General features: G+C 67.2%; 25 protein-coding genes. 16 read left to right on the top strand and 9 right to left on the bottom strand.

What is annotated here, in order from left to right:
• Window positions 1-33: 33 nt before the first annotated feature.
• Together Y958_RS17465 and Y958_RS17470 are read right to left on the bottom strand one after the other, a co-directional pair.
• Window positions 34-1287, bottom strand: a complete 1254-nt coding sequence (locus Y958_RS17465; protein ID WP_088873256.1) for a DUF1501 domain-containing protein — start codon at window positions 1285-1287, stop codon at window positions 34-36.
• Window positions 1288-1300: 13 nt separating this feature from the next.
• Entirely contained in the window at window positions 1301-2668 is a 1368-nt protein-coding gene (locus Y958_RS17470; protein WP_088873257.1) for a DUF1800 domain-containing protein, read from the bottom strand.
• Between the two features lie 319 nt (window positions 2669-2987).
• Between Y958_RS17470 and torT the strand changes: the two genes are divergently transcribed.
• Entirely contained in the window at window positions 2988-4172 is a 1185-nt protein-coding gene (gene torT / locus Y958_RS17475) for a TMAO reductase system periplasmic protein TorT (RefSeq protein ID WP_088873258.1), read from the top strand.
• Between the two features lie 103 nt (window positions 4173-4275).
• Here the strand turns inward: torT and Y958_RS17480 are convergent, their stop codons facing one another.
• The gene (locus Y958_RS17480; RefSeq protein ID WP_040849265.1) at window positions 4276-4755 is read right to left on the bottom strand and encodes a Ros/MucR family transcriptional regulator; all 480 of its coding nucleotides are present in this window, start codon (window positions 4753-4755) and stop codon (window positions 4276-4278) included.
• A gap of 305 nt (window positions 4756-5060) precedes the next feature.
• Window positions 5061-5963 (bottom strand): ATP-binding protein, encoded by a 903-nt coding sequence (locus tag Y958_RS17485; RefSeq protein WP_425600686.1) that lies wholly within the window; start codon window positions 5961-5963, stop codon window positions 5061-5063.
• 253 nt (window positions 5964-6216) lie between these two features.
• Between Y958_RS17485 and yajC the strand changes: the two genes are divergently transcribed.
• Window positions 6217-6567: a preprotein translocase subunit YajC gene (yajC, locus tag Y958_RS17490; RefSeq protein ID WP_040849264.1), complete on the top strand. Its 351-nt coding sequence runs from the start codon at window positions 6217-6219 to the stop codon at window positions 6565-6567.
• Window positions 6568-6684: 117 nt separating this feature from the next.
• Window positions 6685-7062, top strand: coding sequence for an Mth938-like domain-containing protein (locus tag Y958_RS17495; RefSeq protein WP_186291458.1), 378 nt, complete (start codon window positions 6685-6687; stop codon window positions 7060-7062).
• Window positions 7063-7173: 111 nt separating this feature from the next.
• On the opposite strand, the gene Y958_RS17500 is transcribed toward Y958_RS17495, so the two are convergent.
• Together Y958_RS17500 and Y958_RS17505 are read right to left on the bottom strand one after the other, a co-directional pair.
• Window positions 7174-7770, bottom strand: coding sequence for a superoxide dismutase (locus Y958_RS17500; RefSeq protein WP_088873261.1), 597 nt, complete (start codon window positions 7768-7770; stop codon window positions 7174-7176).
• 249 nt (window positions 7771-8019) lie between these two features.
• Window positions 8020-8988, bottom strand: coding sequence for a squalene/phytoene synthase family protein (locus tag Y958_RS17505; RefSeq protein ID WP_088873262.1), 969 nt, complete (start codon window positions 8986-8988; stop codon window positions 8020-8022).
• Window positions 8989-9203: 215 nt separating this feature from the next.
• On the opposite strand from Y958_RS17505, the gene Y958_RS17510 reads away from it, so the two are divergent.
• The 3 genes from Y958_RS17510 (at window position 9204) to Y958_RS17520 (ending at window position 11834) form a co-directional block, all read left to right on the top strand.
• The gene (locus Y958_RS17510) at window positions 9204-9767 is read left to right on the top strand and encodes a VOC family protein (RefSeq protein ID WP_088873263.1); all 564 of its coding nucleotides are present in this window, start codon (window positions 9204-9206) and stop codon (window positions 9765-9767) included.
• Between the two features lie 63 nt (window positions 9768-9830).
• The gene (locus tag Y958_RS17515) at window positions 9831-10643 is read left to right on the top strand and encodes a citryl-CoA lyase (RefSeq protein ID WP_088873264.1); all 813 of its coding nucleotides are present in this window, start codon (window positions 9831-9833) and stop codon (window positions 10641-10643) included.
• A 36-nt stretch (window positions 10644-10679) separates the two neighbouring features.
• Window positions 10680-11834 carry a CaiB/BaiF CoA transferase family protein gene (locus Y958_RS17520; RefSeq protein ID WP_088873265.1) on the top strand — a complete coding sequence of 385 codons (1155 nt, stop codon included), beginning with the start codon at window positions 10680-10682 and terminating at the stop codon, window positions 11832-11834.
• Window positions 11835-11854: 20 nt separating this feature from the next.
• Here Y958_RS17520 and Y958_RS17525 read toward each other — a convergent pair whose 3' ends face one another.
• Window positions 11855-12694, bottom strand: a complete 840-nt coding sequence (locus tag Y958_RS17525) for an IclR family transcriptional regulator domain-containing protein (protein WP_186291459.1) — start codon at window positions 12692-12694, stop codon at window positions 11855-11857.
• 185 nt (window positions 12695-12879) lie between these two features.
• Here Y958_RS17525 and Y958_RS17530 point away from each other — a divergent pair, with 185 nt between their 5' ends.
• Complete coding sequence (locus Y958_RS17530) at window positions 12880-13608, top strand: alpha/beta fold hydrolase (protein WP_088873267.1); 729 nt, start codon at window positions 12880-12882, stop codon at window positions 13606-13608.
• Window positions 13609-13654: 46 nt separating this feature from the next.
• Complete coding sequence (wrbA, locus tag Y958_RS17535; protein WP_088873268.1) at window positions 13655-14260, top strand: NAD(P)H:quinone oxidoreductase; 606 nt, start codon at window positions 13655-13657, stop codon at window positions 14258-14260.
• A gap of 81 nt (window positions 14261-14341) precedes the next feature.
• On the opposite strand, the gene Y958_RS17540 is transcribed toward wrbA, so the two are convergent.
• Window positions 14342-16597, bottom strand: a complete 2256-nt coding sequence (locus Y958_RS17540) for a TonB-dependent receptor (RefSeq protein WP_244909568.1) — start codon at window positions 16595-16597, stop codon at window positions 14342-14344.
• Window positions 16598-16808: 211 nt separating this feature from the next.
• Between Y958_RS17540 and Y958_RS17545 the strand changes: the two genes are divergently transcribed.
• Complete coding sequence (locus Y958_RS17545; protein WP_088874060.1) at window positions 16809-17666, top strand: phytoene/squalene synthase family protein; 858 nt, start codon at window positions 16809-16811, stop codon at window positions 17664-17666.
• Between the two features lie 18 nt (window positions 17667-17684).
• On the opposite strand, the gene trmFO is transcribed toward Y958_RS17545, so the two are convergent.
• The gene (gene trmFO, locus Y958_RS17550) at window positions 17685-19052 is read right to left on the bottom strand and encodes a methylenetetrahydrofolate--tRNA-(uracil(54)-C(5))-methyltransferase (FADH(2)-oxidizing) TrmFO (RefSeq protein ID WP_088873269.1); all 1368 of its coding nucleotides are present in this window, start codon (window positions 19050-19052) and stop codon (window positions 17685-17687) included.
• A gap of 183 nt (window positions 19053-19235) precedes the next feature.
• Here trmFO and Y958_RS17555 point away from each other — a divergent pair, with 183 nt between their 5' ends.
• The 7 genes from Y958_RS17555 (at window position 19236) to tatC (ending at window position 23458) form a co-directional block, all read left to right on the top strand.
• Entirely contained in the window at window positions 19236-20348 is a 1113-nt protein-coding gene (locus tag Y958_RS17555; RefSeq protein WP_088870575.1) for an ISAs1 family transposase, read from the top strand.
• Between the two features lie 113 nt (window positions 20349-20461).
• Complete coding sequence (locus Y958_RS17560) at window positions 20462-20776, top strand: ArsR/SmtB family transcription factor (RefSeq protein WP_211098677.1); 315 nt, start codon at window positions 20462-20464, stop codon at window positions 20774-20776.
• Between the two features lie 25 nt (window positions 20777-20801).
• A complete protein-coding gene (locus Y958_RS17565) occupies window positions 20802-21059 on the top strand; it encodes a hypothetical protein (RefSeq protein ID WP_088873270.1) in 258 nt (85 codons plus the stop codon).
• Between the two features lie 49 nt (window positions 21060-21108).
• Complete coding sequence (locus Y958_RS17570) at window positions 21109-21513, top strand: hypothetical protein (RefSeq protein WP_088873271.1); 405 nt, start codon at window positions 21109-21111, stop codon at window positions 21511-21513.
• A gap of 165 nt (window positions 21514-21678) precedes the next feature.
• On the top strand, window positions 21679-21906 hold the full coding sequence (locus tag Y958_RS17575) for a Sec-independent protein translocase subunit TatA (protein WP_088873272.1): 228 nt from the start codon (window positions 21679-21681) through the stop codon (window positions 21904-21906).
• A gap of 132 nt (window positions 21907-22038) precedes the next feature.
• Entirely contained in the window at window positions 22039-22608 is a 570-nt protein-coding gene (tatB, locus tag Y958_RS17580; RefSeq protein WP_088873273.1) for a Sec-independent protein translocase protein TatB, read from the top strand.
• Window positions 22609-22624: 16 nt separating this feature from the next.
• Window positions 22625-23458, top strand: coding sequence for a twin-arginine translocase subunit TatC (gene tatC, locus Y958_RS17585; protein WP_088873274.1), 834 nt, complete (start codon window positions 22625-22627; stop codon window positions 23456-23458).
• Window positions 23459-23486: the final 28 nt, after the last annotated feature.

The following is a 23486-nucleotide window of genomic DNA, read 5'->3' on the forward strand; positions in this document are numbered from 1 at the left end:
CTGTAACAGATAGCGCGTCGGATGGGGTCAGGGCTAGGTCCGGATCAGGTCGCGCGTGGCGGCGGGGGTGTCCCCGCCGGGGAAGACGGCCTTGTCCAGGGCCCCGGTGTCCAGGCCGAAATGATCCCGCAGGATGCCTTTCATCACGGCGCGCAGATCCTGCGTGGGCGCCAGGTCGCGGCCCTGGTAGAGGCGATCGTTGGCCAGGCCGGGCCAATCGGCCAGCACGCGCCCGCCCTGCACGGCGCCGCCCGCCAGGAGGGCGGCCGTGGCCGTGCCGTGGTCGGTGCCGCCGGTGCCGTTGGGCCGGGCGGTGCGCCCGAACTCCGTCACCACAGCCACCACCGTCTGCCGCCAGGCGGGGCCCAGGCTGGCGCGCAAGGCCACCAGCACCTTGGACAGGTTGCCCAGGGCGCCGGCCAGCCGGCCGGCGGTCGTGCCCTGCTGGGCATGGGTGTCCCAACCCTGCAGGTCCATGACGGCGACGCGCGGGCCGTTCGTGTCGGCCAGCAGGCGGCCGGTCGCGGTACCCAGCTGCGCCGGGTCCAGGCGCACGGCCTTGGGTCTGGGGGCGCCGTCCATCATCGCCCCGTCCATGGCGCCATCGGCGTCGGTATTGAGGGCATGGTCGGCCATGCTCGCCGAGCCCAGGCCGGCCTTCAGGGCATTCGCCAGCATGGGATCGTCGGCGTACAACGCCACCACCCGGTCCAGGAAATCCCCGTCCGCCTCCTTCAGTGGCGATGGCGACCAGGAGGCGACGGGGGCGGCCCCGCGCAGCACCAGGGGCACGCCTTGGCCAACGGCCAGGCCCAGGCGCCGCCCGCCGGTGTCGCCACCCAGCTGCGCCAGGGCCCGGTTCAGCCAGCCGCTGGCCACACCGTGCGGTGTCACCGTTCCGTTCTCCAGCAGATCCTGAGCGTCGAAATGGCTGCGGTCTCGGTAGGGGGTGGCGACGGCGTGGGCCACCAGCAACTGGCCTTCCTTGTACCAGGGATGGATGTCCGCCAAGGCCGGGTTCAGGCCGAAGAAGCCATCCAAGTCCAGCACGCCGCCCTGGGCGTTGGGATCCGGCAGGGCCAGGCGGCCGCGCAGGGCCGCATAGTCGCGGTCGGCATAAGGGGCGACGGCGGCCAGGCCGTCCATGCCGCCGCGCAGCACGATCAGGATGAAGCGCTGCTCGCCCACCGTGCGGGCGAAGCTCACCTGCGGCAGCAGCGACAGCGCCGCGGCGCCGCCCAGGCCGGCCAGCAGGTGGCGACGGTTAAAGGGAAGAAAGGCGGTCATGATGGGCACTCCTTCAGCGCCGCTGGAATTCGGGGGCGGAGATCAGCAGGGCCAGGCCCTCGGCGGCGCTGGGGGCGCGGGCCACGGCCTGGCGGGTGGCGTCACCCGCGAACGGGCCCAGTGCCTGCTCCGCGATCCGGCGGGGGTCGATGCGGTCGCCCAGCTTTTCCCCCACGGTCAAGGCCCAGTCGACCCGCTGCACCATGGCTTCAGGCCCCACCCAGTCGGCGGCCTGGTCCGGCCAGCCGGCGGGCGAGGGGGCGGCGAAGGGCATCTGACCCAGCAAGGCCAGGGAGCGCAGGGCGGGCTCGGCGCGCGCCGCCTTCATGTCGGTGTCGCCGTCGTCCACCGCCGGGTGGATGTCCGTCCCCAAGGCGCGGCCGGTGGAGACCACCAGTTCCGTCGGCGTTTTCACCTTGCGGGCCTCGGGTGCCCAGGCGGCATCCTGGTGCAACAGGGTGCGGGTGACCTCTCCCAGATGGCCGTCGCTGTCGTGGTAGCTTTTCTCCAGCGCCGCCACCACGGCTGGCGGCGGATCGTCGGCAATGAAGTGCCGGGCCAGCTTGGTGGCGACATGGCGGGCCGTGGCCGGATGGCGGGCCAGGCGCTGCAGGGCCAGCAGGCCTTCGCCCATGCCATCCTCGCTGTAGCGCTGGCCCAACAGGATCTTGTCGCCCGGCTCATGCAGGTTGGCGCGGAACAGGAAGGTGCCGGTATCTCGATCCCGCTCCGCCGCGACGCTCCAGCCCGTCAGCACGCGGGCCAGCTCGCGCACGTCGGTCTGGCTGTAGCCCCCGTCAACGCCCAGGGTATGCAACTCCAGCAATTCGCGGCCCAGATTCTCGTTCAGGCCGCGCTGCCGCCGGATGCCCGCCACGCTATCCGGCCCCGCGGACACGGCATTGTCCAGATAGGCCAGCATGACCGGGTGGCGGGTCACGGCCAGCAGCATGTCGGCGAACCGGCCGGTGACGTGCGGGCGGATGGCCTCGTTCTCGTAGGGAACCACAGCGGCAGCGACGATGGGCCGGCTGGTCGAGACGGTGAAGTGGTTGGACCAGAAATGCACCAGCCGTTCGCGCAGGGGCGCGTCGGTGGCGATCGCGGCCCGGGTGCGCCGTGCGGCGTCGTCGCGATAGGCGGCGCGCAGCGCCTCGCGGAGGGGTTTGCGCGCCTCCTCGTCCTTTTCCTTGCGGGCGGCGTAGGTCGCGGCCAGGCGGGTGGCGCTGTCCTCCACCCCATGCAGATCCGGCGGCAAGCCGGGGTCCCGCGCCAGCTGCGCTTCCAACCAGCCGCGGGGATCGGATTGGGCCGCCGTGATGTCGCCGGGGCGGGCGCCCAGGCCGAATCGGTTGGTGGCGATGGCCGCTTGCAGGGTCATGCGGATGGTCCTCGAACAGGCCGATTTCGGGATCGGCGTCCCGGTGTTTCCACGCCTGTGCTTCAGCGCCGCGTTTGGCGCCAGGGGAAACATCCCGTCTTGCCCCTGGTACGACCCATGCCGGCCGGACCCTGCAATGCCCGCGATGACCGAAGAATGGCGGGCCCACCGGCGTCGTCAGCCTTCCATCGCCGCGCCGGGGGTGTCAGCATTGGGTGTAGGCAAGGCGGGGGCGGGCATGGCTTCGGGGCGGGGCCGGCGTCGGCGGCGGGGGCTGGGGGGCCTTCTCGCCACGGTCGGCGTAGTTTTCGGATTAGGAATGGCGCGGGCGGGCGTGCCGCCGGGAGCGGAGGCCGGCCAGAAGGCGCCACCGCCGGCCCATCTGTCGCCCGCCAACGTGTCGCGGGACAACCTGTCGCGGGACAACTGGTCGCCGGTGTCGGTGTCGCGCGACGGGCGGGTGGGACCCTATGTTCCCCTGGCGCGGGCGGCGCATCCCTGGCGGATTTGTGCCCTGCTGCCGGGCACGCAGGACAAGTTCTGGTGGGGCGTATCCTGGGGGCTGGTGCGCGAGGCTGAGCGGCAGGGTGTGGTCATAGGCGTCTACCAGGCCGGTGGCTATGACAAGCTGGATGTGCAGAAGGCGCAATTGGACACCTGCCGCACGCTGAAGCCCGACGCCTACATCGTGGCCGCCATCACCAGCGATGGGTTGGACGCGCAAGTCGCCGCCATCGCCGACGGTGGCCGGCCATTGATCGACCTTATCAACGGCATGGCATCCCCTTACGTCACCGCGCACATCCTGGGGAATTTTCGCGAGAACGCCCGCTTTGGCGCCAACTATATCTTGGAACACCGCGCGGACTGGGAAAAGGCGGCCGGCCGGCCGCTGAAGGTGGGATGGCTGCCGGGGCCTAAAGGAGCCGAATGGGCGGACGCCATGGAGGCGTCCGCGCTGGATGCCTTGCGCCGCGCGGGCGTGGAGGTCATCCACGGCGGCTATGGCGCCACCGGGATGTCGACGCAGATGGATTTGGTGCGCGCCCTGTTTGACCGGGTGCCGGATGTCGACGTGGTCTTCGGCAACGCCGTGGCCATCCAGGCGGCGGCGAACTACCTGCGCTCCCGTCACGACGGCGGCACCCACCTGGTGGCGACCTACGCCACCGACGGCATCACCGATTTGGTCCGCGACGGCACCATCGAGCTGGCGGTATCCGACTCCCCCATCGTGCAGGCGCGCATTGCGGTGGATTTGGCCGTGCGCGCGTTGGAGGGACGGCCCCACGGCGTATGGAACGTCATGACGGTGGACCGGCTGGACCGGGCGCGGCTGGCCGGCTATGACCTGTCCCGCATCGCCGTGCCGGAGGGGGCGCGGTTTCAGCTGCGCCCCCTGTCGCCTCTGGGCCCGCCCCTGGGGCCACCCCTGGGGCCAAGCGTGCCGCCTGGCCCGTTGCCTGCCGGCGTGGGCGGTCCGCCACCCGGCTGGGGATCATGAAAAGCCGCTTCACGGTTAAGGTTGGAGTGTGAAAGCGGCCAAATGAAAAAGGCGGGCGCCAGGGCCCGCCTTCTCCATGACTGAGGCACTAAGCCGCGGCGCCTTATTCGGCGGCGGCGCTGCTGCTGCGGCGGCGCTTGCCGCTGGGCTTGTCCTCGGTGCGGGAGCGCTGGCCCAGCCCGATGGCCTTGGCCAAGCCCGAACGCTGCTCGGCATAGTTGGGGGCGACCATGGGATAATCGGACGGCAGGCCCCACTTCACGCGGTATTCCTCCGGCGACAGGCCGTAGGCGGTGCGCAGGTGGCGCTTCAGCATCTTCAGCTTGCGGCCATCTTCCAGGCACACGATGTAGTCGGGGGTGACCGACTTGCGGATCGGAACGGCCGGGGTCAAGGGTTCCGCCGGGGTGGCGACCACTTCCTCGGGCGTGACCAGTCGACGCAGGGTGTCGTGCACCTGCTTGATCAGATCGGGCAGGGCGGCCGGGGCCAGCGTGTTACCGGCAACATAGCTCGTGACGATCTTTCCGGTCAGGGCGATGATCTGCAGGTCGTCATTGGAATCGGATATCGGTTGTGTCATGTCCAGCCCTGGCGTTGTTTGTCACTTGTTGCAGGTTTTGTTGGACGGACTATAACCGAATTTATCTTGTTTGTATTGAAAAGAAGTGGTTTCCCCCTTGGAATTGCAGAAATGGGGGAAAACTTGGGGGGCTAGAGTAATGGGCGGTCCAGTTACCCACCCCATTAAGGCGAAAACCCGAGAGAATCGGAAGCTGTAACCCGTTACATGCTCAGGAGCGGAAGTCGCCTTTATGGCGACTCCCAATCCGTTTCAAACGCTTCGCTGGGAAAAGTTGAATGGCGCGTTAACCACGGTTCAACGGCTCAGGCACCAGGCTTCAGGTGCTGCCCGGTGGTGTCTTGCCCAGCGATGTCTTGAATGAACTGCCAGGCCACGCGGCCGGAGCGGTTGCCCCGCGTTACCGCCCATTCCACGGCGCGGGCGTGCAACTCTTCAGAGGGCAGGGTTAGGCCCAATGCCGCAGCATAGCCGTCAACCATGGCAAAATAGGTATCCTGGTCGCAATTGTGGAAGCCCAGCCACAGGCCAAAGCGATCCGACAGGCTGACCTTCTCCTCCACCGCTTCAGACGGGTTGATGGCCGTCGATCGCTCATTGTCGATCATATCCCGGGGCATCAGGTGGCGGCGGTTGGAGGTGGCGTAGAACACCACGTTGGCCGGACGACCCTCCACCCCGCCTTCCAGCACCGCCTTCAACGATTTGTAATGGGCGTCATCGTTGGTGAAGGACAGGTCGTCGCAGAACAGGACGAAGCGGCGACCGCTGTCGCGCACGGCGGCCAGCAGGCGGGGCAGGGACGGAATGTCCTCGCGGTGGATTTCCACGAGCGCCAGGGGGCCGTGGCCAGGAGCGGCACCGGCGGCCTCATTCACCGCCGCATGCACTGATTTCACCAGCGAGCTTTTGCCCATGCCGCGTGCGCCCCACAGCAGGGCGTTGTTGGCGGGCAGGCCCTGGGCGAAGCGGCGGGTGTTTTCCAACAGGATGTCGCGCTGGCGCTGCACCCCCTGCAGCAGGCCGATGTCCACCTTGGAAACCTCGGGCACAGGCGACAGGCGATCCCCCTCCGCATGCCAGACGAAGGCGTCGGCGGCCTGGAAATCGATGGGGGCCGGCGGGGGCGGTGCCAGCCGGTCCAACGCGTCGGCGATGCGGGTTAGGAGCGGCAGCAAGGCGGAATCGGTGCTTATGGGGGCGATCACAGGGCTTGTTTCCTTCTGTCCATTTCTTATCGCGCCCATCCCTTTCTTCCCCGCCAGCGGCGGCGGGGGTGGGCGGCGGCCTGCCTATTCAACCGGGGAACGGTACGGGGATGGCCGCCGGGCGGCAACCCGCACCGATGGAGGGTCTGAGATTGGGTTGCAACATGGCCGGCGGTCGGTATAGTCGCGCCCAAACGTGGGCATGCCCGCCCCGTTGGCTTTTGTTATTCCCGCACGCTGGAGCAATCGTCCCATGTTCGTGTCCACCGCCCAGGCCCAGACCACCGGCGGCGCCGGCCCCGTCGATGCCGGCTCGCTGATGCAGATCCTGCCCTTCGTGGCGGTGTTCCTGGTCATGTACTTCTTCCTGATGCGGCCGCAGCAGAAGAAGATGAAGGAACACAAGAACATGCTGGAGTCGCTGCGCCGTGGCGACAAGGTCGTCACCGGCGGTGGCATCATCGGCACCGTGGTGAAGGTTGGCGACAACGACGAGGTCACCATCGACGCCGGCGAAGGCGTGAAGTTCCGCGTCCTGCGCAGCACCATCACCACCGTGCTGGCCAAGACCGAACCAGCCAAGACCGAGACCGACTCCAAGTGAGCCAAGGCGGGTCGGGTTTGAAACCGATGCCGCTGCACGCCAGGTAAAAGGCCCGGCACCCGCATCCCCCAAGGGGCGAGTGTCAGGCCTTTTTCATTGTGGGAGGGCTGGAAGCCCATGGACATCACCCCCCTGATCCCGGCAGACCGCCAAGTCATCGACGCCTACGGCCCCGGCCGCTTCCGCGTCAGCAACGTGGTCTATGAGACGCCCATCATCGTCTTCCCCGACCGCACCATCCCCTGGACCGTCGATGGGTTCGCCGGTCTGCAGCCGGATGATTTCGCGGCCCTGATCGCCGAACAGCCGTCGCTGGAGATCGTGCTGCTGGGCACCGGGCCCACCATGCAGCTGTTCACCTCCACCCTGCGCCGTGCCGTCAAGGAACGCGGCCTGGGCGGCATCGACGCCATGGACACGGGTGCCGCCTGCCGCACCTATAATGTGTTGCTGGCGGAAGGCCGCCGCGTCGCCGCGGCTTTGCTGCCGGCTTGAGCGCCCCCGGAATTCAGGCGAACAAAAACCCCGGCCCTCGCAAGAAGGCCGGGGTTCGTATTTGAGCTTCCGCCCTGGACTTTTCAGCCCAGGGTCATCGGCCGAGGTTCGTCAGCCCAGGTTCTGGGCCGCGAATTCCCAGTTGGCCAGCGTGTCGACGAAGGCCTTCAGGAAATCGGGGCGACGGTTGCGGTAGTCGATGTAGTAGGCGTGTTCCCACACGTCGGCGGTGATCAGCGGCTTCAGGCCGTGGGCCAGCGGCGTGTCGGCGTTGGCCGACTTCGTGATCTTCAGCTTGCCTTCCTTGGTGTCTTCCACCAGCCAGGCCCAGCCGCTGCCGAACTGGCCGATGCCGGCGTCAACGAAGGCCTTCTTGAAGGCCTCGACGCTGCCGAAGTCGGAAATGATGCGCTTCTCCAGCTCACCGGGGATGGCCGAGGCCTTCGGCGTCAGGCTGTTCCAGAAGAAGGTGTGGTTCCAGTGCTGGCCGGCGTTGTTGAAGATGGCCTGGGACTCGGCCTTGCCGGCGGTCGCCTTGACGATGTCCTCCAGGCTCTGGCCCTCGAACGCGGTACCGGCGATCAGCTCGTTCAGCTTGGTCACGTAGGCGTTGTGGTGCTTACCGTGGTGGAAATCCAGCGTCTCGGACGACATGTAGGGCTGCAGGGCGTCCTTGGCGTAGGGCAGAGGGGCAAGTTCGAAAGCCATGGTTTTCCTCGTCTTCTACGGGGTTATTCGGGAGTGGGCCGACGCGGCCGTCATGCGGGGGCCGGCGGTCCACCGGGACCGTTATTCTTCAACGAAATCATGCCCCGGCGGGGACGCCCGGGCATGTGGGCGCGATCACATCAGGGCAGCCGCCCGCGCCCTGGTTTGCGCACCCGGAGCAAGGGGGTAACACGAACATTCCCATCCCGGGAAGCGAATAGAACCGGTTTGGGGGCGGAAAGATTAACCTTATTGTTGCGGCTGCCGTTCCGGGCCGGGGGTGTCCTGATCACTCTCCCCGCCCGGGTCGATGGGCGGGCCGGAGGGTGGGGCGGGCGCCATGCCCGCCATGCTGCGGGCCAGCGCCAGCCGGGCGCGCACCACCACCCAGCCGCGGGCGAGCGGGCCCAGGCTGATGCCCTGGGCCAGGGGGTCGCGGCGGCGCAGGCGTCCGGCCATCAGTCGCGCGGCATGCAGCAGAACGGCCGTTTCCATGCGCAGGCCGGGATCGCGTAAAGCGCCCGGCAGGGCGCGGGCATGGTCCAGCTGGCGGTCGATGCGGTCCAGCATGCGGTCCAGCACGACGCGCACGGCCGGGGTCGCCCGGTGCTCCACCAGGTGCTCCGGGCTGGCGCCCACGGCGTCGAACCAATCCAAGGGGAAGTAGCAGCGGCCCAGCCTCACCCAATCGTCCCGGCATTCCTGCACAACCCGCAGCAGGCGGATGGCCGTGCACAGCGCGTCCGTGGCGGCCAGCGCGTCGGCGCTTTCGCCGTAGAGCTCCAGGATATGGTGCCCTACCGGGTTGGCCGCCAGCCGGCAGGCCATCAGCACATCGCCCCAGGTTCGTGCCCGGTACCCCTCCGCATCGCGCCGGAAGGCCTGCAGCAATTGCCGGGCGTGGAGGGAGGACCCGCCGGTGATGGCCAGGCTGGCCTTCAGTTCCAAGGCGGGGCTGAGCCATGAGGACACGCCGCCGCCGCTGACCAATGCCCGTTCCAGCGCGTCCAGTTGGGCGACCTTGGCCTCCGGCTCCAGGTTGGCGTCGCCCGTGATGTCGTGCGCCAGCTTCAGGAACGAAGCGAAGGCCGCCGCGTGGCGCCGCATGGCCTTGGGCACCCGCCGCAGGGCCGAGGCGTAGCCCCCCTGGACGGGCGGGCGGCGGGGGGCCGCGCGCGTGCGTCCGATATGGGCGGTCTTGATACGGAAGTCGGCCATGGGCGGTCTTCTGTCCGGGCAGCGAAGGACGCGGGATGGAATAGGGACACAGAGTGCCAGAGCTTGGCCGCCGGATGAAGCTTGCGTTTGGCAGAGGCCGAAGTGGGTGGAAGGGGCAGGGGCACGGGGCCGCCTTGACGGATCCGGTCCGCTTGCCTAATATACGAACATCGAAGATATATTCGATATACGAAAATAAAAGAGGGAGGGTGGGCATGACTGTCCAGGCTGGAACGGCGGGGGCCGGGTTGCCGCTGCGGCTGCACCACAACGCCTATGTCACGGCGGATATGGAGGCGACGCGCCGCTTTTATGAGGATCTGGTGGGCATGCCGCTGGTGGCCACATATTGCGAGACCGACCATCTATTCGGCGCCGACCGGGTTTATTGCCACTGCTTCTTCGCGCTCAACGATGGCGGAGCCCTGGCCTTCTTCCAGTTCGCCAGCCCCGAGGACCAGGCCCTGTTCGGTCCGGCCATGCCGCCCTCGCCCTTCCATCACATCGCGCTCAAGGTGGATGCCGCCACGCAAGCCGCCGTCCACGGCCGCTTCCGCGACGCCGGCGTGCCCGAGCCGTCGGACGACTGCTATTTCCTGGACCATGGATATTGCCAGTCGCTGTACGTGCGCGACCCCAACGGCCTGATCGTGGAGCTGACGGTGGACGCGCCCGGCATCGAGGACACGGATGAGGAGCGCAAGCGCAACGCGCATGCCGACCTTGCCCGCTGGCTGGGCGGCGACCACCGTTCCAACAACCTTTACCGCCCGCAATAACCGGCTTCACCCCAGCCGACGCCAGGGGGACGGCCGTCGCCGCCCTTCAAAGGAAAGTCATTGATGAAGATCGGACCTGACACGACGCCGACCACGGCCATTTCCGGCTCCAACGCCGAGACCATCATCGTCCGGGGCCATGACCTCGTTCAGGATCTGATCGGCACGGTCAGCTTCACGGACCATGTGTGGCTGCTGGTCTGCGGCACGCTGCCCAGCCCGGAGCAGCGGCGGGTGCTGGACGCCGCCCTGGTCGCCATCGCCGAGCATGGCTTGGTGCCCAGCGTGCAGGCGGCGCGCATGACCCTGGCGGCCGCGCCGGAGGCCCTGCAAGGCGCCGTCGCTGCCGGCCTGCTGGGCTGCGGCTCCGTTATTCTGGGCAGTGCCGAGGCGGCGGGCCGCTTCCAGAGCCAGGTGCTGGACGTGGCCAGGGGCAACGACGGTGACCTGGACGCTGCCATCACCGCCACCGTGCGGGCCTATCGCGCGGAGAAGCGGGCCATTCCGGGGTATGGCCATCCCTTGCACAAGGACGGCGATCCCCGCGCTCTGCGCCTGTTCACCCTGGCGGAGGAGGCGTCGCTGGCGGGCCCGCACATGGAGGTGGCGCGCCGGGCGGAACACCTGCTGCCCGACCTGGTGGGCAAGCCGCTGAAGATGAACGTGTCGGCCGCCATTCCAGCCGTGCTGCTGGACGCGGGATTCCCGCTGCTGGCGGTCAAGGGCGTGCCCCTGCTGGCGCGCACCGCCAGCCTGGTGGCCCATTTGCTGGAGGAGCAGCGGCACCCCATCGGCTTCCGCATGTCGCACGCGGCCAGCGGCGCCATCCGGTATGACGGGCCGGCGCCGGACGGTTTTGTCGCCGATGAGAATTGAGTGGATGAGAACGGATAGTCGAAAGGTTGCAGGCTGATGGTTGAGGTGCTGAAAGGCATACGGGTGGTGGAGCAGGGGACGTTCATCACGGGTCCCTGTGCCGCCATGCTGCTGGCGGACCTGGGGGCGGACGTCATCAAGATCGAATCGCCCGAGGGCGGCGACCCCTACCGCACCTTCAAGGACGGGCACTACAGTGCCCACTTTCAGGCCTACAACCATGCCAAGCGCAGCCTGTGCCTGGATCTGAAGAAGGCGGAGGACCGCACGCTGTTCCACGGGCTGGTCAGCAGCGCCGACGTCTATATCCAGAACTTCCGCCCCGGCGTCGCCGGCCGCATCGGTGCCGGCTGGGACGACTTGTCGGCGGTGAATCCCAAGCTGGTCTATTGCTCCATCAGTGGCTTCGGCCCGGACGGGCCCTACAGCCGCCGGCCCAGCTATGACAGCGTGACCCAGGCACTGAGCGGCTTCCTCAGTGTCGCCATCGACCCCGCCAACCCGCGCCTGCTGGGCCCCGCCCTGGCCGACGCCATCACCGGCCTATATGCCGCCCTGGGCATCCTGGGCGCGCTGGTGGAACGGGGACGGACGGGCGTGGGCCGCCTGCTGGAAATCTCCATGCTGGAGGCGATGATGCACTTCGCCATCGAGCCGTTCGCCGGGTATTTCGCCCTGGGCGAGGTGCCGACGGGCATGGATCGGCCCCGCCTGGCCCAGGCCATGATCCTGACCTGTGGCGACGGCAAGCACGTAGCCGTGCATATGTCGTCGCTGGAGAAGTTCTGGGACGCGCTGGTGGCCGGCATCGGCGGGCAGGCCCTGACCCAAGATCCGCGCTTCGCCACCCGCCTAGCCCGCATCGACCATTATCCACAGTTGGTGGCGGCGTTGAACGCCATCTTCGCGACCCGGCCGCGGGCGGAGTGGGTGGCGCTGCTGAGCGATACGGACCTGCCCTTTGCCCCGGTGAATTCCATCGCCGACACCGCCGCGGATCCACAGGTGGAGCACCTGAAGATGCTGGTGCCCGTGGCCAAGCGGATCGAGGGGGCAAGCCGCCTGGTACGCTCGCCCTTCGCCTATGGTGGCGCCCGCGACGATGCGGTGGTGGCGGCCCCGCTGTTGGGCCAGCACAGCGCCGGCATCCGCGCAGCCCTGGTCGAGAACCCCGGCACCTGGCCCGGGTGATCAGCGCCGACGCATCAGCGTCAGCGGCCCAGGGCCACCGTGTCGGCCACGGGCAGCAGCCCGTTACCCGAGGGCAGGCGGCGCAGTTCGCGGGAAATCTGGTCGGCCACACCGCGCAGATGGTCCAGGCGCTCGGCCACCAGCTGGTCCTTGGCATAGCGCTTGGAATGGCTGGCGGAATTCAGGGTGGCGATGGTGCGCCCACCCTGGTCTTTCAGCGGCACGGCCAGGGAGACGACGCCGTAGGCCAGTTCATCCTCAACCGCGCAGTAGCCGTCCTTGCGCACCTGGGTGATCAGGTCGAACAGTTGGTCCCGGTCCACCACGGTTTTCTCGGTGATGGGCGCGATGGCCGCCTTGTCCAGGAAGGCGCGCAGCATGGGGTCGGGCAGGGCCGCCAGCAGTACGCGGCCCATCGCCGTGGCGAATGCGGGGAAGCGGCTGCCGACATGCGCCTCCAGCCGCACCAGGGTACGGACGGAGGCGCGGGCGACATAGATGATGTCCTCCCCGTCCAGCACGCTGATGGACGCGCTGTCCGACGTGGCGTTGGCCAGTTCCGTCAGCGGCACGGACGCCAGGCGCTCTATATCCAGGGCCTCTAGATAGGCGGCCCCCAGGTCCAGCACCTTGGGCCGCAGGAAGAAGCGGCGCTTGACCGAGCCGACATAGCCCAGGGATTGCAGGGTCAGAAGGCAGCGGCGCGCGGTTGCCGGCGCCAGGCCGGTGATGGTGGCGATCTCGCTGAGCGACAGGCTGGGATGGTCGTGGTTGAAGGCCAGCAGCACGCTGAGGCCTTTGGCCAGCCCGGCCATCTCTTCGCGGCGGCCTTCGCCCTCCGTGCCCGCGTCCTCATCCATGCCGCGCATCCTTCGCTGCTTCAAATCATGCCAACCAGGCGGCGGGAGGGTCGGCTTGGCCGCTTGTCCTTGTCAAGCGACGGCAAGGGCCGCGGCAATTGCGCCGCCGGATGGGTGCTGCTACCATACGATATTAGAAAAAGAATTCGATAAACGAATTTTAGGTCGCAGGGAGAGCGATATCCATGGCATCCGATCCTGTCCCCCAGCCTACCCTGGTCCTGCTGCCCGGTTTGCTGTGCGACCGCACCGTCTGGGAACCGCAGATTGCGGCCCTATCTTCCCGCCGGATGATCCAGGTGGCGGACTTCTGGGGCCAGGACAGCTTCGACGCCATGGCCGACGGGGTGTTGGCCCACGCCCCGCCCCGGTTCGCGCTGGCCGGTCATTCCATGGGCGGCCGGGTGGCGCTGGAGATCATGCGCAAGGCGCCGGAACGGGTCGAGCGGTTGGCCCTGCTGAGCACGGGCGTACATCCCGTGCTGCCCAATGAGGCGGCGCAGCGGGAGGAACTGATCCGCTTCGCCTGGGAACAGGGCATGACAGCGCTGGCCCGCCGCTGGCTGCCGCCGGTGCTGCATCCCGATCGCCGCGGCAATGCGGAGCTGGTGGGGCGGTTGGCGGCGATGTGGTGCCGGGCCACCCCCGCCATCCATGAGGGGCAGATCCGGGCGGCGCTGAATCGCCGGGACGCACGTGATGTGCTTCCCACATTGACGTGTCCCCCCTTGGCCTGTCCCACCCTGGTCTTGGGTGGGGAGGATGACCCGTGGAGCCCGCCCGCGCAGCAGGCCGCCGTCGCCGAGGCCATTCCCGAGGGCCGCTTGGCCATCATCCCCCGCTGCGGCCATATGGTGACGCTGGAGACGCCCGAGGCCACCACCACCCTATTGGTGGATTGGCTGTCGCGCTGACCGACCCAGCCTTGATCCCATCCTCAACACCATGGAGAACACCGCCATGACCAAGGTCCTGGTCCTCTATTACAGCACCTACGGCCATGTGGAGACGCTGGCCTATGCCATCGCCGACGGGGCCCGCGATGTCGCCGGCACCGAGGTCACGGTCAAGCGCGTGCCGGAGCTGATGCCGCCGGACGTGGCGGCCAAGGCGCATGCCAAGCTGGACCAGAAGGCCCCCCTGGCCGATCCGGCGGAACTGGGGCACTACGACGCCGTGATCATCGGTGCGCCCACCCGCTTCGGCAACATGGCAGCACAGATGCGCAATTTTCTGGATCAGACGGGGCCGCTGTGGGCCCAGGGGGCGCTGGTCGGCAAGGTGGGCGCCGCCTTCACCTCCACCGCCAGCCAGCATGGCGGCCAGGAAACCACCCTGACCTCCATCCACACCACGTTGCTGCATCACGGCATGGTGATCTGTGGCGTACCCTATTCCGAGCCGGGCCTGACGGTGATGGATGAGGTCACGGGCGGCACACCCTATGGCGCCAGCACCATCGCCGGCCCCAAGGGCGAGCGCCAGCCCAGCGCCAACGAACTGACTATCGCCCGCGCCCAGGGCCGTTTCGTGGCTGGCGTGGCCGCCAAGCAGGCCGCGCAATAAAAAGCGGCCGCCTCGGAGGTCGATCCGGGACGGCCCCAATATCCCGGCCGGCGGTGGCGACGGCCGGGATGGAGGTGGGGTTTAAAACCAGAAGGTCGCCTCCGCCCCGAAGCGGCGGGGCAGGGCCTTGAAGACGAAGCCGCCGGGCGAATATTCGGCGTTGTAGCGCTTGTCGAAGACGTTCTTTGCCCACAGGGCCACGGACCAGTCATCACGGGTGTAGGTGGTGCGCACGTCCACCAAATCCACCGGGTCGCGCACGGTGGAGTTCTGCGGATCCCAATAGGTATCGCCGATGCGCTGGTATTCCAGGCGGGAGACCAGGGATGAACTTTTGCCGAAGTCCCAGGTGTGCTGGAGGGCGGCGTTGATGGTGTACTTGGAAACGCCGGGCGCCTGGTTGCCGATGACCGTGCGATCGGTGGCTTCCGTGATGTTGCTGTCGGTGTAGCCCGCCCCGATGCTGGCCTGCAGGCTGTCCGTCAGGTGGGCGGTCAGGCCGGCGTCGGCGCCCTTGTATTCCACCAGGCCGAGGTTGCCCAGGTTCTGGGTGGAGTTGGCGGCCAGGAAGACAAAGAAATAGGGATTGTGGGAACGGGTGTAGAAGCCGGCGCCCTCCACCTCCAGCCGGTGGTCGAACAGGGTCTTCTTGAAGCCCAGTTCGTAGGTGTCCGCCCATTCCGCCTGGAACAGGTCGGATACGCCCAGGATGCCGTTGGCCGCGGCCACGGCGCCCACGCCCGTCTGGTTGAAGCCGCCGCTGCGGAAGCCGCGCCCCCAGTCGGCATATAGGATGGTGGTCGTGTCCGGCTTGTAGCGCAGCACGATCTTGGGCTGGGCCCGGTCGAAGGTGCGCTCACGCACCTCGCCGCTGACCCCCTGGGGGAAGCCCGGGATGTTGGGCAGGAAGGCGGTGGGGGTCAGGGTGGTGTTGCGCCGGTTGTCGCTGTCGTAGCGCAGCGACAGCGCCAGCTCCAGCTGGTCGGTCAGTTCCGCCGTCAGGTCGCCGTACAGCGCCCAGGCCATGTTGTCCTGGCTGTCGGCCAGGAAGGTGGCCTGCGGGTTCAGCGGGTTGGTACTGGGGCTGCGGTAGACGGGGAAGACGCCGTTGCCGGTGTCCACCATGTTGCCGGTGGAGATGTAGCGGTCGGTATGGATGAGATAGCCGCCAACGATCCAGCGCAGGAAGCCCTCGTTGGGCGAGGTCAGGCGGAAGTCCTCGCTGACCGCCTTCACGTCCAGGAACTGGCTCTGGTTCATGTCGAAGCCCAGCAGCCCCTTGAAGAAGGATTCGTTGATGGGCAGGAAGTCGAAGGCGTCGCCGGTGACGATCTCGCGCACCACGTCATAGGCCGTGACCGAGGTGGCGGTGGCGAAGCCCAGGTTCCAGTCGACCTTGACCGAAGCGTCCAGCAGACGGCGGTTGTCGATGCCGGCGTTGTTGACCCGCACCGGCAGGCTGGTGTCGTTCACGTCGCTGACGATGTTGTAGTAGAAGCCGCGCGTATCCAGTTCCGACATGGAAAAGCGCGTGTCCACGGTCAGATCCTCGGTGGGCGTGAACAGCAGCTTCAGCCGGCCTGAGGTCTGCTTGACCGGGTTGGCCTCGGTATCCAGGTAGGTGTTCTTGATGGTGCCGTCGTTGCTGGTGTGGCTGATGGAACCGATGAACTTCAGCTTGCCAGGGACGATGGCGCCGCTGGCCGTGGCCTGCTCGGTATAGCCGGGGCCGTTCTCCACCCCCGCCTTGACCTTGAACTCATAGGTGTCGGTGGGTTCCTTGGTGGTGATCAGGATGGCGCCGCCGATGGCGTTGCGGCCGTAAAGGCCGCCCTGCGGACCCTTCAGCACTTCGATCCCCGAAATGTCGAACAGGTCCTGGTTGAACTGGGACGGGTTCACCTGCTGCACCCCGTCCACCACCACGGCGGTCGACGGCTCGCTGTTGCGCGCCTGGCCGATGCCGCGCACGACGACGAAGGCCGTGCCCACGTTCTGGGTTTCCACCAGCGTGACGTTGGGCGTCATGGCGATGAAGTCGCGGGGCGCGGTGATGCCCGCCGCCTCGATCTGCGCCTCGGTGAAGGCCGTCACCGCCGCCGGCACGTCCGTCAGCTTTTCCGCGCGCTTGCGGGCGATGACCAGGATGTCCTCCAACTGGCCAACGGCGCTGTTGTCGCTCGCGGCGTTGGTCTGGCCTAGGGCGCTGCCGCCGGAAAGCAGAGCGGCCGTCAGTGCCAGCCGCGAGGTCGTCCGGGTGAAGGCGGAGCGCGCCTTGCGGCGGCGCAGGTGGTGGTCAGGTGTCAGGCGATCCCCGTGCACGGCCGCTGGCGGCATCGTTGTCCTCCCCGTTTTTTTCGTATAACGAAAATATTTTCTATAAACGTATCTTAGCATTCTGGCGAAGATCGTCAAGACGCCGGCCCCGGCACGACGCCGGCCGGTTATCGTCCTTTGGGAGGGAGGCGGGGTGGTGAAGGTGGCGCTGGTCAGGGGCGGGGCGGGCGGTTCATAAAGGCGGCCTCTTTCCCGCCGGATGCGCAGCGCCATGGCCCCCTCAGCCCAGCCCACCCTGTCCTATTGCCTGGACACCGTCCGCCGTCAGGATCCGGACCGCTTCCTGACCCTGCTGTTCGCCCCGGCGGACAGGCGGGAAGATTTGGCCGCGCTGTACGCCTTCAACCACGAGGTGGCGAAGACGCGGGAGGTGGTGACCGAGCCCATGTTGGGCCAGATCCGCCTGCAATGGTGGCGCGACAGCATCGCCGGCATCTATGAGGGCGAGCCCCGCCGGCACGAGGTGGTGCAGCCCCTGGCCCAGGCGGCGCAGCGCCACGGCCTGGATCGCGCGCAGTTGGAATTGCTGGTGGACGCGCGCGAGGCCGACATGGACGACGCGGCGCCAGCGGATCTCGCCTGCCTGGTGAGCTATGCCGAGGTGACGTCCGCTCCGCTGGTGCGCCTGGCGTTGCAGATCCTCGGCGTCGCGCCGGAGGGGGCTGCCGCGACGGTGGCGGCCCATGTCGGTCGGGGCTGGGCCCTGGCTGGTATCCTGCGCGCCGTGCCTTTCCTGGCCCGCGCCCATCGCTCGCGCATGCCGGCCGATCTCATGCTGAAGCATGGCGCGGATGAGGCCGCTCTGTTCGAGCTGAAGCCCCAGCCCGGCCTGGCCGTCGTGGCCGAGGAGATCGCGGATGCGGCACAGGCCGAGCTGACAGCCGCCCGGCGCCTGCGCGGTCAGCTTCCGCGCGCCGCCGTACCCGCCCTGCTACCGGCCCGCCTGGCCAGCCTGTCGCTGGCCCGCCTGGCCAAGGCCAGCCACGATCCGTTGGCCCCGGAGCTGCTGCGCCCCGATGGCCTACGGGCCGCTCGGCTGGCCTGGGCGGCATTTAGCGGCAGGTGGTGACAGGGTCTCTTACCCCAGTCAGTCCGCCCCCAGCCAGCCAGCCAAGTCGTTGAGCGCCCGGCGCGTGTAGGCCAGCTTGCGCTCCTTGCCGCGCAGCTCGCGGCCGCGCGCGTCGCGCTCCTCGGGCGAGGGGAACAGGCCGAAGTTCACGTTCATGGGTTGGAAGGTCTCGGCCTCCGCCCCGCCGGTGATGTGGCTCAGCAGGGCGCCCAAGGCGGTGGTGACGGGCGGGGTGGGCAGTGTGGTCCCCAAGCGTTCGGCGGCGGCGAAACGGCCGGCCATCAGGCCCACCGAGGCGCTTTCCACATAGCCTTCGCAGCCGGTGATCTGCCCGGCGAAACGCAGGCGCGAGGCGGCCTTCAGCCTCAGGGTCGGATCCAGAAGGCGGGGGCTGTTCAGGAAGGTGTTGCGGTGCAGGCCGCCCAGGCGCGCGAACTCCGCGTTCTCCAGGCCCGGGATCATGCGGAAGACCCGCGTCTGGTCGGCGTACTTCATCTTGGTCTGGAAGCCGACCAAATTGTACAGCGTGCCCAAGGCGTTGTCCTGGCGCAGCTGCACAACGGCATAGGGCCGGCGCTCGTCATGCGGGTTGGTCAGGCCCACTGGCTTCATCGGGCCATAGCGCAGGGTGTCCAGGCCCCGCTCCGCCATGACCTCGATGGGCAGGCAGCCCTCGAAATAGGGCGTGTCCTTTTCCCATTCCTTGAACTCAGTCTTGGGGGCCTCGATCAGGGCCTGGATGAAGGCCTCGTATTGAGCCTTGTCCATGGCGCAGTTGATGTAGTCCTTGCCCGTGCCGCCGGGGCCGACCTTGTCGTAGCGCGACTGGAACCAGGCCTTGCTGAGGTCGATGCTGTCGAAATGGACGATGGGGGCGATGGCGTCGAAGAAGGACAGCTGCGCCTCCCCCGTCAGGTCCAGCACGGCCTGCGCCAGGGCGGGTGAGGTCAAGGGGCCGGTGGCGACGATGACGCTGTCCCATTCCTCGGGCGGCAGGCCCGCCACCTCGTCCCGCACCACGGTCACCAGCGGGTGGGCGGTCAGCTTGGCGGTGACCGCCAGGGCGAACGCGTCGCGGTCCACGGCCAGCGCGCCGCCGGCCGGCACCTTGTGCTCATCGGCGCAGGCCAGGATGAGGGAGCCACAGCGCCGCATCTCCTCATGCAGCAGGCCCACCGCGTTATACTCATGATCGTCGGAACGGAAGGAGTTGGAGCAGACCAGCTCGGCGAAATGCTCGGTCTGGTGCGCCTCCGTCCCCCGCACGGGCCGCATCTCATGCAGCACCACGGGCACGCCGGCCTGCACCAGCTGCCAAGCGGCCTCGCTGCCGGCCATGCCGCCGCCAATGACGTGCACGGGAGGGATGGTGGGGGTGTCGCTCATGACCAGATCTTGCCTTCAACAAAACTGAAACCGTGTGGGGCCAGAGACGCCAGCCGGCGCCGTCCGTCAAGCCCTGGGACGTGGGGTCACGGCAATCGCTTGAAGCGGGTCTTGACAAGACGGGGCTTTCGGAGCGGTGGCGATCTGTGATTCGTAGGAGGCTCCATTGATCTGGAGTTCTCGATGGCCGGTTCGCTTCTCGACCATTTTGCGGCGCTCAGCGATCCGCGGCAATCCTGGAAGGTCATTTATCCACTGCCGGAGATTCTGCTTGTGGTGCTCTGCGCAACGATCGCGGGGGCTGAGGATTTCGTCGAGATTCGGCGCTGGGGCACGATGAACCGGGATTTCCTGCGGCGGTTTTTGCCCTATGCGGGCGGGATTCCGAGCCACGATACGCTGAACGACATCCTCAACGCGCTCGACGGCGATCTTTTTGCGCGATGCTTCGGCGACTGGGTCGAGGGGCTGCGCGAGGCCGAGCCCGACATCGTCGCGATCGACGGTAAGACCTCGCGGCGGACGCATGACCGGGCGAAGGATCGCAATCCGCTGCATCTCGTTTCAGCCTGGGCCAGCCGGCAGCGCTTGGTGCTGGGCCAGCAAGCTTGCGAGGCCAAGTCGAATGAGATTACGGCCATTCCGTTGCTGCTCGACCGCTTGGCGTTGACCGGGGCGCTCGTCACCATCGATGCGATGGGCTGCCAGACCAAGATCGCCCAGAAGATTCTCGATAAAGGCGCCGATTACCTGCTGGCCATCAAAGAGAACTGGCCCAACCTGCACAGCGAGGTCATCCGCCACTTCGACGATCTGCCTGCCGCCGACACGTTCGACACGACCGATGGCGAGCACGGCCGCATCGAGGTGCGCCGCCATGTCGTCAGCCACGAAGTTGACTGGCTTACCACAGACCGCCGCTTCCCCGGCGAGCCCCGCTTCCCCGGCCTCAAGGCCATCGCCATGGTCGAAGCCGAGATCGAGCGTGACGGCAAAACCAGCCGGGAACGCCGATACTACCTGTCATCTCAAAAACTCGACACGCGCCTCTTCGCTCATGCCGTCCGAGCCCACTGGCATATCGAAAACCGGCTCCACTGGGTCCTCGATGTCGTCTTCCATGAAGACTTGAGCCGTCTCAGATCCGGCAACGGCCCCCACAACATGGCAACCATCCGACACATGGCCTTGAACCTCCTGCGCGGCGCAAAGGATAAGCACAGCCTCAAAGTCCGAAGAAAATCCGCCGCATGGGATACCCAATACCTTCACGCCGTCATCACACAGTCCGCATAACCCCCTTCAAGCGATTCCCCTGGACGTGGGGTCGATGCGGGCGCCGGAAAAGGCGCTTGCAATTCGCTGACACCTGTAAGAATTTACTGACACATGTCCGATGGGGTTTGCGCTTGTCCATTTCCGGAGACGATCTGCTGACGATGCTGTCGGCGTTGGCTAATCCGCACCGGCTGCGGATCCTGGCCACGCTGAAGGCCGAGGGTCGCAGCTATGTTAGCCAGCTGGCGCGGCAGGTCGGTATCAGCCGGCCGCTGTTGCACCTGCACCTGCAGAAGCTGGAAGAGGCGGGGCTGGTCACCAGCCAGTTGGAGTTGTCGCCGGACGGCAAGGCGCTGAACTTCTTCGCGGTGGCGGATTTCGCAGTGCATCTGACGCCGGACCTACTGGTCCAGGCGGCGGCGACGCTCAGTGCCAAGACCGAATAAGACCTTGAACTGAAGGAACAAAAGAATGTCGCCCAGTATCTATCTTCTTACCTTGCTGCTGTTCTTCGGCACCTTCGTGCTGATCTTCGGCTTCAAGTACTTCTCCGCCGCCGTGGCGGCTCGCGCCAAGCTGGAGACCGAGGCCGGCTATCGCGCCCTGGCCGAGCGGGCGATCGCGGCCCAGGCGGAGACCCGGGCCGCCCTGGCGGCGCTGACGGGCGACATGGCCAAGCTGGCCGCCAGCCTTGCTGCGGTGGAACGCATCCTACGCGAAGTGGAATAGGGCCCGGTCGCCGGGCGTGCCCATCAAAATCAAAACAGGGGACAGGGAAATGACGATATCGGTGTTTCGGCTTTATCTGTTGCGGGCGGGCTATCTGTTGATCGCGCTGGCCATGGGCGGGCTGACCTGGCCCGAGATCCTGGACCCGGCGGCGGACTGGAGCTTCAACCAGGGCGTGGTCCGTTGCATGTTGGGGGCGTTGACGTTGCTGTGCCTGCTGGGTGTGCGCTATCCACTGCAGATGCTGCCCCTGCTGATGTTCGAATTGACGTGGAAGATGATCTGGCTGGCGCGGGTGGCGCTGCCGGCCTGGATGTCCGGTCACATCGACGACGGCATGGCGGAAAACATCTTCGCGGTGGGTATCGGTGCCATCTACTGGTTCATCATCCCCTGGCGCTATGTCATTGACCGCTATGTGACCCAGTCCGGTGACCGCTGGGCGTGGCGCTGATGCGACGGGATGACCGGCGCCGGGCGGGGGGCTTACATCGGGCGCCGGTCGTCCCCACCTCTAGGAGGCCAAGCATTGCGGCGGGCGGCACCGCCATGCCATAGTGCCGCGCCTTCACGGGCGTCGTTATCGACCTACACCTTATTCAGGACACGGGACCCACCCATGGGCTCTTTTAGCATCTGGCACTGGCTGATCGTTCTTTTCATCGCCCTGCTGCTGTTCGGCAACCGCCTGCCCCGTATGATGGGTGACTTCGGCAAGGGCATTAAGAACTTCAAGGCCGGCCTGAACGAACAGGAAGAAGGCGGCGCCTCGGCGCCCCGCTCGATCGATGGCCACACGGACGCCTCGACGACCTCCGCGCCCAAGGACACCGTTTCCAAGGGCTGAACCGGTTCGGGGTCAGGCGGACGCCGGGCCCCGCTGGACGGATCCGTCGCGCCGGAACGGCCGGGGTGCAACCGCGCCCGCAGCCGTTGTGGGCCGACGTCGGGGAATTGTCGGGAATAAGGCACGCCGCCCATGTTCGACATCGCATGGTCCGAACTCGCGCTCATCGGTGTGGTGGCGCTGGTCGTCATCGGACCCAAGGACCTGCCGGTGGCGCTCTATACCGCCGGGAAGTGGATGCGCAAGGCGCGCCTGCTGGCCCGTGATTTCCAGTCCCACCTGGATGACATGGTGCGCCAGGCCGAGCTTGAGGATCTGCGCAAGCAGGCCCAGAAGGTGGCACAATTCGACCTGACGGCCGAGGTCACCAAGATGGTGGACCCCACCGACAGCGTGCGCCAGGCCCTGGAGATCAACCCTACCGCGTCGCTGACGGCGACCGAAGTCACGCCCGCGCCGACCGCCGCACCCGAGGGAGCCTCAGAGGGGAGCCCTGAGGGAACCATCGAAACCCAGCCCAAGGTCGAGACGGCGGAAGCCGAGCTGCCGGCCATCGGCTCCCCCGCCATGCCCCTGATTCTGCCTGAATCGACGCCGGAGGCGGCGGCCGAGCCTGTGCCGGTGGCCCCAGTGGCATCGGCGGCCCCGGCGCCGCACGCCGAACACGCTGGCGCCGATGCGCCGGCCCTGACCAAATCCTGATAGGGCCAGCGCCCCCATGGCCGATCCCACCCAAGACGAAATCGACGCTTCGCGCATGCCGCTGCTGGATCACCTGATCGAGCTGCGCAACCGCCTGATCATTTCCTTGTCCGCCCTGCTGGTCGCGTTCCTGGTCTGCTACCAGTTCGCCGCCCGCATCTACGGCTGGCTGCTGGTCCCCATGGTCAAGGCCTGGGGTGAACATGCGCCGGAGCATAAGTTGATCTTCACCGCGCCCACCGAGGCCTTCTTCACCTATGTGAAGGTGTCCTTGTGGGCGGCAGCGCTGATCGCCTTCCCCATCATCGCCCAGCAGATCTGGAAGTTCGTGGCGCCCGGCCTGTACAAGCATGAGCGCAAGGCTTTCCTGCCCTTCCTATTGGCGACGCCGGTGCTGTTTTTGCTCGGCACCTGCATGGTTTATTTCTTCGTGATGCCCACGGCGCTCAGCTTCTTCCTCAGCTTTGAGCAGAAGGGCGGGGCAGGGGTTGTTCCCATCGTGGCCGAGACGCGGGTGGAACAATACCTGTCCTTCGCCATGTCGCTGATCTTCGCCTTCGGCATCGCTTTCCAGATGCCGGTTCTGCTCAGCCTGCTGGTGCGGGTCGGCATTCTGACCGCTGATCAGCTGGCGTCTAAGCGCCGCTATGCCATTGTGCTGATCTTCGTGCTGGCCGCCATCCTGACGCCGCCCGACCCCATCAGCCAGACCACCCTGGCGGCACCCATGATCGTCCTGTACGAGGTGTCGGTGTTCGCCCCCCGCCGTATCGAGCGCAGCCGGGCGCGGGAGTTGGCGAAGGCGGAAGCCGAAGAGAAGGCCGCGAACGGCGAGGGCACGCCCGGCTGATGCCGGGCCTTGCTCCAGGGGTGGGGCC

It is taken from the genome of Nitrospirillum viridazoti CBAmc, from assembly GCF_000730165.1.
GTDB lineage: Bacteria > Pseudomonadota > Alphaproteobacteria > Azospirillales > Azospirillaceae > Nitrospirillum > Nitrospirillum viridazoti.

Excerpts from the sequence above, each read along its gene's own strand:
- Y958_RS17465 (WP_088873256.1), bottom strand. The coding sequence starts at position 1,287 with ATGACCGCCTTTCTTCCCTTTAACCGTCGCCACCTGCTGGCCGGCCTG.
- Y958_RS17470 (WP_088873257.1), bottom strand. The coding sequence starts at position 2,668 with ATGACCCTGCAAGCGGCCATCGCCACCAACCGATTCGGCCTGGGCGCC.
- torT (WP_088873258.1), top strand. The coding sequence starts at position 2,988 with ATGGCGCGGGCGGGCGTGCCGCCGGGAGCGGAGGCCGGCCAGAAGGCG.
- Y958_RS17480 (WP_040849265.1), bottom strand. The coding sequence starts at position 4,755 with ATGACACAACCGATATCCGATTCCAATGACGACCTGCAGATCATCGCC.
- yajC (WP_040849264.1), top strand. The coding sequence starts at position 6,217 with ATGTTCGTGTCCACCGCCCAGGCCCAGACCACCGGCGGCGCCGGCCCC.
- Y958_RS17495 (WP_186291458.1), top strand. The coding sequence starts at position 6,685 with ATGGACATCACCCCCCTGATCCCGGCAGACCGCCAAGTCATCGACGCC.
- Y958_RS17500 (WP_088873261.1), bottom strand. The coding sequence starts at position 7,770 with ATGGCTTTCGAACTTGCCCCTCTGCCCTACGCCAAGGACGCCCTGCAG.
- Y958_RS17505 (WP_088873262.1), bottom strand. The coding sequence starts at position 8,988 with ATGGCCGACTTCCGTATCAAGACCGCCCATATCGGACGCACGCGCGCG.
- Y958_RS17510 (WP_088873263.1), top strand. The coding sequence starts at position 9,204 with ATGACTGTCCAGGCTGGAACGGCGGGGGCCGGGTTGCCGCTGCGGCTG.
- Y958_RS17515 (WP_088873264.1), top strand. The coding sequence starts at position 9,831 with ATGAAGATCGGACCTGACACGACGCCGACCACGGCCATTTCCGGCTCC.
- Y958_RS17520 (WP_088873265.1), top strand. The coding sequence starts at position 10,680 with ATGGTTGAGGTGCTGAAAGGCATACGGGTGGTGGAGCAGGGGACGTTC.
- Y958_RS17525 (WP_186291459.1), bottom strand. The coding sequence starts at position 12,694 with ATGGATGAGGACGCGGGCACGGAGGGCGAAGGCCGCCGCGAAGAGATG.
- Y958_RS17530 (WP_088873267.1), top strand. The coding sequence starts at position 12,880 with ATGGCATCCGATCCTGTCCCCCAGCCTACCCTGGTCCTGCTGCCCGGT.
- wrbA (WP_088873268.1), top strand. The coding sequence starts at position 13,655 with ATGACCAAGGTCCTGGTCCTCTATTACAGCACCTACGGCCATGTGGAG.
- Y958_RS17540 (WP_244909568.1), bottom strand. The coding sequence starts at position 16,597 with ATGCCGCCAGCGGCCGTGCACGGGGATCGCCTGACACCTGACCACCAC.
- Y958_RS17545 (WP_088874060.1), top strand. The coding sequence starts at position 16,809 with ATGGCCCCCTCAGCCCAGCCCACCCTGTCCTATTGCCTGGACACCGTC.
- trmFO (WP_088873269.1), bottom strand. The coding sequence starts at position 19,052 with ATGAGCGACACCCCCACCATCCCTCCCGTGCACGTCATTGGCGGCGGC.
- Y958_RS17555 (WP_088870575.1), top strand. The coding sequence starts at position 19,236 with ATGGCCGGTTCGCTTCTCGACCATTTTGCGGCGCTCAGCGATCCGCGG.
- Y958_RS17565 (WP_088873270.1), top strand. The coding sequence starts at position 20,802 with ATGTCGCCCAGTATCTATCTTCTTACCTTGCTGCTGTTCTTCGGCACC.
- Y958_RS17570 (WP_088873271.1), top strand. The coding sequence starts at position 21,109 with ATGACGATATCGGTGTTTCGGCTTTATCTGTTGCGGGCGGGCTATCTG.
- Y958_RS17575 (WP_088873272.1), top strand. The coding sequence starts at position 21,679 with ATGGGCTCTTTTAGCATCTGGCACTGGCTGATCGTTCTTTTCATCGCC.
- tatB (WP_088873273.1), top strand. The coding sequence starts at position 22,039 with ATGTTCGACATCGCATGGTCCGAACTCGCGCTCATCGGTGTGGTGGCG.
- tatC (WP_088873274.1), top strand. The coding sequence starts at position 22,625 with ATGGCCGATCCCACCCAAGACGAAATCGACGCTTCGCGCATGCCGCTG.